The following is a 9,534-nucleotide window of genomic DNA, read 5'->3' as shown; positions in this document are numbered from 1 at the left end:
CCTGCACCACATGCAGGCCGACGGCATGCAGTTCTCGGACGTCGACGACGTCGTGGTGGACGGCAACCACCTGCACGACTTCCTGGGATCGGCCTGGTCGATCAACCACAACGACATGATCCAGTTCTTCACCAGCGGCACCACCTCGCCCTCGCAGAACGTGGTGGTGCGCAACAACGTCCTGGACAGCGGACAGGGCCACTGGACCCAGGCCATCTTCTTCGGCAACGAGGCGGTGAACGCGGGCGCGGGCAACGCCATGCGCTACAAGAACGTCCTGATCGAGAACAACACCGTCTACAACAACACCTTCCACGGCATCACGGTGGACAAGGCCGAGGGGCTGACGATCCGCAACAACACGGTGCTGCGCAACACCGAGACCGCGATGGGCGAGGTGCGCAACGACGGCATCTACATCATGGTCAAGCCCGGCTCGGCCAACGTCTCGGTCAGCGGCAACGTGGCCGAGCGCATCCTGGTCGAGTCCCCCGCCACGCAGACCGCCAACCTGACGCTGGACTACAAGAACCCCAACGCCGCCAACTACGTCGGAAACCTGCTCGATACCTCCCAGCAACTCGATAAAGCCCACGTCACAGGCGTGAAGCTCCTGGATGGATCCGCCATCCTCAAGAGCCTTCTCCTGGCGAACGGCGTGCTCGGCTCGCTGCTCACGGCTCCTGCCGCGGCTGCGCCGGCACTGCCCCAGCCCGAGGGCCCCCGTACGCAGATCGGCACCGACAATGCCGACAAGCTCGTGGGTCACGCCGGAAGCGATGTGATTCATGGCGGTGCCGGACACGATCTCATCCAGGGCCTCGACGGCCACGATGAACTCTACGGAGACGCGGGTAACGATACGCTGGAAGGCGGACTAGGAAACGACACCCTGATCGGCGGCGACGGCAATGACCGTCTGCATGGCGGCTTCGGCCAAGACCTGATCCATGGCGGCGAAGGAAACGACTCGATCTACGGCGATGACGGAGACGATACGCTCTTCGGCGAGGGCGGTGCCGACTGGCTGGAGGGTGGTGCCGGAAACGACACGCTCGACGGCGGCGACGGCAACGACAGGCTGCTCGGCGGCGATGGCAACGACCTGTTGCATGGCGGTGCAGGCAACGACAACCTCGAGGGCGGCGTCGGAAACGACACCCTGTTCGGAGGCGAGGGCAACGACAAGCTGCTCGGTGGCGACGGCCATGACGTCCTTCTCGGACAGGATGGTGACGATCACCTCTACGGAGAAGGCGGAAACGACACTATATTCGGCGGCGCTGGCTCGGACATGCTGTGGGGCGGCGACGGCGACGATGTTCTGGATGGCGGACTGGGACGCGACAACTACTACGGCGGCGCCGGCCGGGATACATTCATCCTCCGCAAGGGCGAAATCGACGACGACCGCATCAACGACTACTCCGGCCAGGAGGATAAAGTCGTACTCTCCGGCTTCGGTCCTGGAGCCCACGTCGAGAAGGTCTGGGGCAGCGTCTATGCCGTTCACGACGCGGACGGCTCCGTCGCGCAGTTCCGCGTCGGCGTGACGGATGGTCAGCCGATCAACTGGGTCTTTTCCTGATCGACCGAGCGCTTTCACCGAACCCAAGGAGTGGCCGGGCGCATCGCTCGGCCACCTCTGCATGACCTTATGCTCGATATTGCGTTGCAATATGGTAGGCGCAGTATAGAAGATGCGGCACGGGGACCCGGTCGTCGCATAAGGAATGAGCCTTGCAGCTGTCGCGTCTTGCCAAGCCGCTGGGTTTCGTGGCGATCGCTGCCCTTCCCGCCGGATCGAACCTCCTGATGACACTCGTCCTCGTACGAGGCTTGGGCATCGAGGCGTTCGGCCTATGGGCGCTGATCGAGCCTCTCCTTCTGATCTTCGGCACGGTCGGCGCACTCGGAATACAGTACGGCGTGCTCTTCACGACGGCGAGCCAGGCGAGTGATCCGCGTCGGAATCTCAGTGCGGCCTTTGTCGTCGCTCTTCCCGTGTCCTTCGGCTTGGCAAGCGTCGCGTGGCTCTTGGCCCGGGATTGGCTACCGGGCGTTGGTTACGCCAATCTCGTCCTGCCGTTGGTCGCGGAGACGCTGGCGCTCCTGATCATATCCAGTTTGCGAGGGCAGCGTCGCCTGGGCGCCTGGATCACCTTCGAGGCGATCCGCTCGCTGGGCCTTGTGCTGGTCGCGGGCCTGGCGCTCCAGCTGGGCCTTGCCTGGGTCCGAAGCATCAACGAACTGCTCGTGCTTCGCGGCGTCTTCACGGTCTCCGCCGTCCTGTTTGTCGCGCTTCGACTGGGGGTCCGCCCAGTCTGGGACCGGACGCTGGTTTGGCGGATGGTCCGCTACGGCCTGCCGATTGCCGGATCAGCCCTTGTCGGAATGCTGACGTCCAGCGGTGATCGCTTCCTGCTGGCGACGTTCCAAACGGACCTGAGCGTCGTCGCGTCCTATGCGGCGCACCAGCGCCTGACGGGGATCCTGGCGGTCTTGACCGTCACGCCGCTGAACTTGTGGTTCGCGGTGGAAGCGATGCGCCGGGACACGGCCGCGGAAGCCCAGTTCTTTCAGGGCGTCGTGTCCTTGCTGCTGATCGCCTTGTCTCTGCTCCTTCTGGTGACGTTCGCCGCAACGCCGCTTCTATGGCCGTATCTGTTCCCCGGTTTGGAGTTCCACCCGGCGGTGTTCTTCGTCCTGACGATCGCGATCGTCCCTCAGACACTCGCGATCGTGCTGAACATTGGCGGTCTGCGTGAGAAGAAGACCCATCTCAATGCCCTGATCGTCGCGTGCGGTAGTGCGGCACTCCTGCTGGTCGGCATTCCCCTCGTCCAGATGATCGCGGCGACCGGCGCAGCGATCGCGCGGTTGGCCGTCTTCGTGACCAATGCAACGATCGCCCGCCTGGTCTCACAACGCATCGCGCCGGTGCCCCATTCCGTCCGCAGGATGGTCCCGGTCTTGGCGGCTATTGCATTGGCAAGCGCGTCCCTCTTCCACGCTGAACTCGGACTACCGGTCTGGGTCCTCCCGCTTCTGTCGTTGGGACTGGCGCTCTGGGGATTGAAGCGGGAGGCTGCGGTGCTCGCCGTATTGCTCGGCCTGAAGCAGAAGGCAGCGGTCGACCGGGTTGCGGCCGCACGTCCATGACCGCGACGCAATGCGAGCGACGAACGGACAACCAACGCTTCATCCCTTTTCACCTTGACGTGCGAACTGGGATGCAGCCGTAAGCAAACCTCGTCATACAGAGGTTGAGAGTGATGTGATGGTAGGGAGTTGGCGACGTTGAAAAGTCAGTTGATCAAGGGCGCGCTGATCTCCCTTCTTCCCACGAACGGCCTGCGTCGTTGGTTCTACTCTCGCGTGATGGGGTATCGGATCGATCCGACAGCCCGGATCGGGTGGCTTACGGTCTTCGCGGTCAAGACCCTGGAGATCGGACCGCGGGCGCAGATTGGCCGCGCGAACCTCTTCAAGGGGCCGATCCGGACCAGCATTGGCGGCGAAACGCGCATCGGCCGCAAGAACGTCTTCACGGCGGCATGGGGCAAGGACAAGCCACGCTTCGCCTCGATGAACTACGCCCTGGAACTGGCGATCGGTGAGCGGTGCCTCGTTCTGAACGACCATTATTTCGATGTCTATGGTCGTTTCGAACTCGGGGACGGCAGTTGGATCGCTGGTGTCGGCAGCCAGTTCTGGACGCATGGTGTCAGCGCCATGGAGCGGAACATCATCATCGGTAAGGGTAACTACATCGGGTCGGCCGTCCGCTTTGCGCCGGGTGCCTCGATCGGCGACGATAATCTCGTCGCGATCGGTTCGGTGGTTCTCGGGAAGGTCGAAGCCGACGGGCACCTCATATCCGGCTTCCCGGCCAAGCCGATCAAGTCGATCGTCGAGGCGAAGGCGCAGGGACGGTATCGGTTCACGTTTGACGATTGGGTTGATTGAGCGTCAGCCGGAAAGGATCTCACATGGCCGACACCGCAAGCCCCGCTACGGCTTCCTCAAACACCATTCGTTCGATCGCAGTGTGCATAGCGGCATTCAATCGCCGCGAAACGACGCTGAATTGCCTTCGCCACCTCCAGGCATCCGAACTGCAAGCGGGTGAGAGCCTGCACGTCTACCTGCTCGACGATGCCAGCACCGATGGCACGGCGGACGCTGTTCGCAGCGAGTTTCCGGACGTCCACGTGTTCTCGAGCCCCGGCGACCTCTGGTGGGCCGGTGGGATGCGTGTCGCGTTCGGCGAGGCGCTCAAGAGCCGGCACGACTTCTACATCTGGATGAATGACGACGTGACGCCCCGCGCCAACGCCGTTCGTATCCTGGTCGACACATCGCTCGAACTCACCGCACGGCTAGGCGGACACCATCTCGTCAGCGGCGCGATGATCGATCCGGAAAGCGGGCGATACAGCTACGGTGCGTTCCGCCTGAAGCGGCAATGGCTGCCCAAGCCGTTCTCATTGATCCTGCCGGACCCCACGGAACCGCTCGCCTGCGACCTGGTCAACGCCAACATGCTGTTGATCCCCGGCCCCATCGCCCATGCGATCGGCAACATTCCGGATATCTACGTTCACACGCTGGGCGACTGGGACTATGGCCTGACCGCTCGAAAGGCAGGTGCCGGCCTCTGGTTGGCCCCCGGCTCCGTCGGCACCTGTAAAGCCAATGTCCCGAACCGGATGCGGTGGGGAGGCGACGGGCTCAGTCTTTGGCAGCGTTATCGGAAGATGCAGCACCCTCTCGCCGCTCCCTTCGGGTCGCGAGCGGGTTTCATGCTCCGTCACTTTCCATGGGTCGCCGCGTTCTTTATTCCCGGACCTTATCTGAAGCTTCCGATCGACCATCTGCGCTGGCAGATGCGAGCCCGTCGGCGCTGAACGCAGCGACGCGGCGGGGCGCTGCGACTGACCAGAAGCAACAGGGCCGTCCTCGTATGGACGGCCCTTGTCTTTGTTGAGCAGGGCCTTGCTAGTCGCGAATCGCCCGGGTCGCGTCGCGGGTCAGAACAACGTCCGCGGTGCTGCCCGAAACGGTCTGGGTCGTCGAGGAGATGATGTTCAGCACCTTCAGGAGCTCGACGCTGTCCGCGTTCGAAACGTACAGGATATCCTTGTCTTCCATGGCGAAGCGCTGCGCGAGGAAGTAGGTCGACGGATCGCGCAGGTTGGCCCGGAAGATAACCGGAAAGCCCTTCCCGGCCTTGGCTGTCACGGGTGCGCCCATGCGAGCCAGAATCTCCGGGTCGACAAGACGATACAGGAAGATTTGACCCGGGTCCGCCGCCGCGTCGAGCAGACCGCCGGCCTTTCCGACCGCCTCGGCGAGCGTCAGGTTGGACTCCTCGAAGTCGATACGGCCGTTCAGGCCGGATGCGCCGAACGCAAGATAGGTCCGCCGCTCCCGGTTCGCGAAGATCGTATCGCCGGGATACACGTAGATGTTCTCGCTCGGCCGCTCGAGCAGCGTGTCGAACAGCACCGTTGCCGACGTGTTGTTGCGTTGAAGCGAGATGTAGGTCTCGGCACCTGATGCGCTGATGCCGCCGGCGCGCGAGATCACATCGAGAATGCGATCGCCCCCCGGCGTCACCTCGAACTTGGCAGGTGCATTCACGTCGCCCAGCACAGAAACCTGGCTGGACCGGCTCTCGATCAGATTGATGACGACCTGCGGCTCAATGGCGCGATCGGCGAGACGCTGCTCGATTTCGGCCTGAACCGCCGTCGGCGTACGACCTGAGGCTCGTACGCGCCCTGCATAGGGTACGGACAAGGTTCCATCGGTATCGATGGTCTGCCTGGGGAGGGTCACGAAGTTGCCGGGCCGGCTACCGGCATCCGCGGGAACGAACAGGCCACCCTGCGCCGACTCGAAGATGCTGACCTCGACGATATCGCCGATACCGAGCGGCAGGGATGGCGGCCCGCGCCGGGACGCGCCGAAGCCAGCGGCCAGCGTCTGGCGCGGCTTCTGCTCGAAATAGCTGATCGCGTCCGGGGTCAGGTCGATCAACATATAGTCGAGCAACGGCTTCTCGGATTTCGGCGCCGCGAAATAGAGCGTGGCGTTCTCGCGGATCGCCTTGTCGTCCGGTCCCGAACGCGGCAGCGTGTTGCATGCGGACAGCCCGAGCGCGACCGCAATGAGCCCGCTGCAACGCCATCCTGTTCCCAGCGCCATTCCGAAGATATCCTATAACCCCTGACTTGCGCATGACACCTAGCTCACCCGAACGGGGGAGGCGATGCAGCAGAGGGGACGGACGAATTAAATCCCCAGCGTTGTTGCCGAATTGCCGTTCCGGCACCTTGAGCGCGGCAGCCGTCTGCGGCACCGATGCGCTGGACGGGGCAGGAAGGCTCGGCTAGGGACGGCTTTATCGCAGCGCAACAGGACGCGACAAAGAACCGATGGCTCTTCGACACGTGCTCTTCACGCGCTTCAACGTCGCCTCTCCTGGAAAAGAGGCGGAGATCCGCCTTCGCCCCGGTTGGCTCGATGTGCGTTTCGAACTCTTCGAACGGTACTGTCTGCCGAGTGTCGCCGCTCAGTCCCGGCGCGACTTCGAATGGATCATCTTCTTCGACGAGAAGACGCCGTCTCCGTATCTCGATCGCATCGAGGCGTTGCGTGCGGTCTTCCCGTTTCGACCCCACTACACGGCCCTGTTCTGGCTCGGCGACATGACCCCGGACCTCGCAGGCGACGGTCGTGCCGACTGGATCTTGACGACCCGTCTCGACAGTGACGATCTCCTGGCCGTCGACTTCATGCAGCGACTGCGAGAGGAGACCGAGGTCCCCTCGCCGCAAGTCGTCAACTTCGACAACGGCGTGATCCTCGCGCCTACCGCACCGGTTCCGGCCCTTTACGCGCGACGCGACACCAGCAATCCCTTCTCATCGCTTCTGGAGCGAGCGGACGGCCCGATCCGAACGATCTACGGCGTCACGCATCGGGAGATCGGTCAGTTTGGGCGCATCAACGCCATACAGGGAGCTCCGGCCTGGATGCAGGTCGTCCATGGCGGTAACGTCTCCAACGAGATCCGGGGACGTCGGATCTCGGTCCGAACCGTCGACCGGCTCTTCCCCCACATGGCACTGGGAGCTCAAGCGGCGCAGGAGCCGCCGCTCGCGCTCGCTGTCGACAATATCGTTCAACGGCCCGTTCGTACGGCTCGAAGGCTCGGCCGTCGTGTTCTCGCACGTCTCGGCGTTCGGTAGTGCGACTGTAGCAATCCGAACACGCGCTCGCGGCGACGTTCGCGACTGCGGAAAAATTGTCGCGAAAAACAGTTGCAAGCTTTGTATCTCGCGCGACTTAGCTTTCGAGTTCGCCAGGTCGCCGTGCTGGGCGTCGGCCTCCACAGAATAGACAGATGACGTCGCGATGGTTTCGGCATGACGGTCGATGCGGTGACCTACAGCATCCTGATCGCGAGCATCGGGCGGCGCACGCTTTTGCGCACCGTCGAGAGTGCGCGGCGTGCCGGCTTGGCGTCCGGCGCATCATTCGAGATCGTCGTTGCGGACGACAGCGCTGATCGCGCGGCTGCGCAGCTTTTGGCGTCCATCCCGCCAATCCCCGAACTCGTGATCGTCATCTCGGCGACGCGCAACATCTCCAAGGCGCGCAATGCGGCCGTGGAGGCGGCGCGGGGCGACTATCTGGCTTTTGTCGACGACGACGAGTGGGTGCCCGACGATTGGTTGTTGGCGCATCGATCGGTGATGGACCACTCCGGGGCCGATGCGACGTTCGGCTCGGTACAGGCCCATTATCCAGTCGGCGCACCCGCTTGGCTACGTTGGAGCGACCCCCTCTCCAAATGGCCAGGACCGAGCCTTTGGAACGTCAAGCGTTTGTCGACGTGCAACTGCCTCGTTCGCCGTTCGGCCTTCTTCGATCACGGCCTTCGCTTCGATCCCGCTCTCGGCCGTTCCGGGGGTGAGGATGCCGACCTCTTCAGTCGCCTGCGTGCAAGCGGCGGCCGTTTGGCGAGCGCGCCCGAGGCGCGTATCGACGAGGAGATCATGATCGAGCGCTGCAACGCTCGGGATATCTGGCGTCGGGCGCTCCGCATGGGTCAGACCTATGGCTTGCGGGAGATCGCCGAAGCCCCCTACCGCCAGAAGCTTTCCTTCTTCCTATCGTCGCTGGTGCGCACCTGCGCGAGCATCGCCATGTCGATTGGCTATCTGGTGATAGGCAAGAAGCGCGGTGTCGCGCTGATCCTCGTGGCCGGCATGAACGTCGGAAAGATGCGGGCCGTCCTCGGGCTACCGGTCGCCCAATACTACTGACCGCAGTTCCGACCCCTTTCAGGCTTCCAGAAAGCTGATCTTGCGCCGCCATAGCCGCGCGGCGGTGAGCGGTCCGTTCATATAAGCGCCGGTGTCGATGCCGAGGCGCCGGTTCGCAAAGGTCGGCTGGCGCGACGGGGTATGGCCATGGATCACAAGCTTCGGCAGACGCTCGTCGCTCTCCAGGAAATCCTTCCGGATCCAGAGGAGATCGCGTTCAGCCTGGGCCTCGAGTTCCACGCCTGGTCGCACGCCGGCGTGGACGAAGTAGCAGGAGGGCGTGGACAGTGCGACCGGCAGCTTCCGCAGGAACGAGACGTGTTCGCTCGGCATGACCGACAAGACGTCCTGCGCGCTGACAGCTCGCGACTTGCGTCCTCTTCCGTCGCGAGCGGCTCGATCGAGACCGTAGGACAGGAGCGTCTCCTCCGCGCCGAACTCGATCCACGTTTCGAAGGGGACCATTCCCTGAAGGAAGTGGACGAAGACGTCCTCGTGATTGCCGCACAGACAGACGCGGAAGAAGCCGTCCGGGGCGGGACGCAACAGGTGTTCGATGACGCCGGCGCTATCCGGCCCACGATCGACGTAGTCGCCCAGCATGACGATCACTTTGATACCGTCGAACGCTGCAGCGTCCTCGACGATCTTTTGCTCCAGTCGCAGGAGCTTCGGCAAACATCCGTGGACATCGCCGACCGCGTAGATCAGCTCGGGGTCGGCGGGAAGCACCAGGCGATCGCGTGCAGGCGCGGCCTCGGATGGCGGTCGCGGGCGGCCGAGGATACGCCGAACACCCTTCGCGATACTGGGAACCACACGGCCTCCGCTTCGACTGGCAACGGTTTGCGCTTTCTCCGTGAACGCTTGAAGGAACGTCCCGAACACGCAAGCACGGCGAAAGTGATGGCCGTTGATCACCGCAAGATATGAGGCAGGGAAACGGGGCACACAAGGCGGCGAGATCGACCGTCCACGATGGTTTCGCTCGCACATGGACACGGAACAGAGCCTCCACTAAGAATCCGTCGGGTTTGGAGGCATCGTGTCGCTACGTTTGTTGATTGCAGCTTTGCTGGCGCTTCAGGGCATCTCCAGCCTGACGGTGGCGACCGCCGCGTCCGCGCGTTGCGCTTCCTACGACACGTCGTGCCGCACGCATCCTCGCTCGTCGTCGGCGACCCGAGGCGACTTC

At 63.5% G+C, this 9,534-nt stretch carries 8 protein-coding genes; 6 read left to right on the top strand and 2 right to left on the bottom strand.

What is annotated here, in order from left to right:
- The 4 genes from BLQ76_RS21205 to BLQ76_RS21190 all read left to right on the top strand — a co-directional run.
- Nucleotides 1-1,588 (top strand): right-handed parallel beta-helix repeat-containing protein (locus BLQ76_RS21205; RefSeq protein ID WP_170842718.1); only part of this gene is annotated, 1,588 nt, incomplete at its 5' end.
- Between the two features lie 152 nt (nt 1,589-1,740).
- A complete protein-coding gene (locus tag BLQ76_RS21200) occupies nt 1,741-3,162 on the top strand; it encodes a lipopolysaccharide biosynthesis protein (protein WP_090677242.1) in 1,422 nt (473 codons plus the stop codon).
- A 138-nt stretch (nt 3,163-3,300) separates the two neighbouring features.
- Nucleotides 3,301-3,969: an acyltransferase gene (locus BLQ76_RS21195; protein ID WP_139184092.1), complete on the top strand. Its 669-nt coding sequence runs from the start codon at nt 3,301-3,303 to the stop codon at nt 3,967-3,969.
- Between the two features lie 23 nt (nt 3,970-3,992).
- The gene (locus tag BLQ76_RS21190) at nt 3,993-4,910 is read left to right on the top strand and encodes a glycosyltransferase family 2 protein (RefSeq protein ID WP_090677240.1); all 918 of its coding nucleotides are present in this window, start codon (nt 3,993-3,995) and stop codon (nt 4,908-4,910) included.
- 91 nt (nt 4,911-5,001) lie between these two features.
- Here BLQ76_RS21190 and BLQ76_RS21185 read toward each other — a convergent pair whose 3' ends face one another.
- A complete protein-coding gene (locus BLQ76_RS21185; protein ID WP_090677239.1) occupies nt 5,002-6,213 on the bottom strand; it encodes a polysaccharide biosynthesis/export family protein in 1,212 nt (403 codons plus the stop codon).
- Nucleotides 6,214-6,443: 230 nt separating this feature from the next.
- Here BLQ76_RS21185 and BLQ76_RS21180 point away from each other — a divergent pair, with 230 nt between their 5' ends.
- Nucleotides 6,444-7,259, top strand: a complete 816-nt coding sequence (locus BLQ76_RS21180) for a glycosyltransferase (RefSeq protein WP_090677237.1) — start codon at nt 6,444-6,446, stop codon at nt 7,257-7,259.
- Nucleotides 7,260-7,436: 177 nt separating this feature from the next.
- Nucleotides 7,437-8,339, top strand: coding sequence for a glycosyltransferase family 2 protein (locus BLQ76_RS21175; RefSeq protein WP_090677236.1), 903 nt, complete (start codon nt 7,437-7,439; stop codon nt 8,337-8,339).
- 18 nt (nt 8,340-8,357) lie between these two features.
- On the opposite strand, the gene BLQ76_RS21170 is transcribed toward BLQ76_RS21175, so the two are convergent.
- Nucleotides 8,358-9,071 carry a metallophosphoesterase family protein gene (locus BLQ76_RS21170; RefSeq protein ID WP_244519768.1) on the bottom strand — a complete coding sequence of 238 codons (714 nt, stop codon included), beginning with the start codon at nt 9,069-9,071 and terminating at the stop codon, nt 8,358-8,360.
- Between the last annotated feature and the right edge of the window lie 463 nt (nt 9,072-9,534).

It is taken from the genome of Aureimonas jatrophae, from assembly GCF_900104035.1.
Taxonomy (GTDB): domain Bacteria; phylum Pseudomonadota; class Alphaproteobacteria; order Rhizobiales; family Rhizobiaceae; genus Aureimonas; species Aureimonas jatrophae.
The sequence above is the reverse complement of the archived record's forward strand: the minus strand, read 5'-3'. Positions and strand labels throughout refer to the sequence as shown.

Coding starts and splice junctions, on each gene's coding strand:
- BLQ76_RS21190 (WP_090677240.1), top strand. CDS start 3,993: ATGGCCGACACCGCAAGCCCCGCTACGGCTTCCTCAAACACCATTCGT.
- BLQ76_RS21185 (WP_090677239.1), bottom strand. CDS start 6,213: ATGGCGCTGGGAACAGGATGGCGTTGCAGCGGGCTCATTGCGGTCGCG.
- BLQ76_RS21180 (WP_090677237.1), top strand. CDS start 6,444: ATGGCTCTTCGACACGTGCTCTTCACGCGCTTCAACGTCGCCTCTCCT.
- BLQ76_RS21175 (WP_090677236.1), top strand. CDS start 7,437: ATGACGGTCGATGCGGTGACCTACAGCATCCTGATCGCGAGCATCGGG.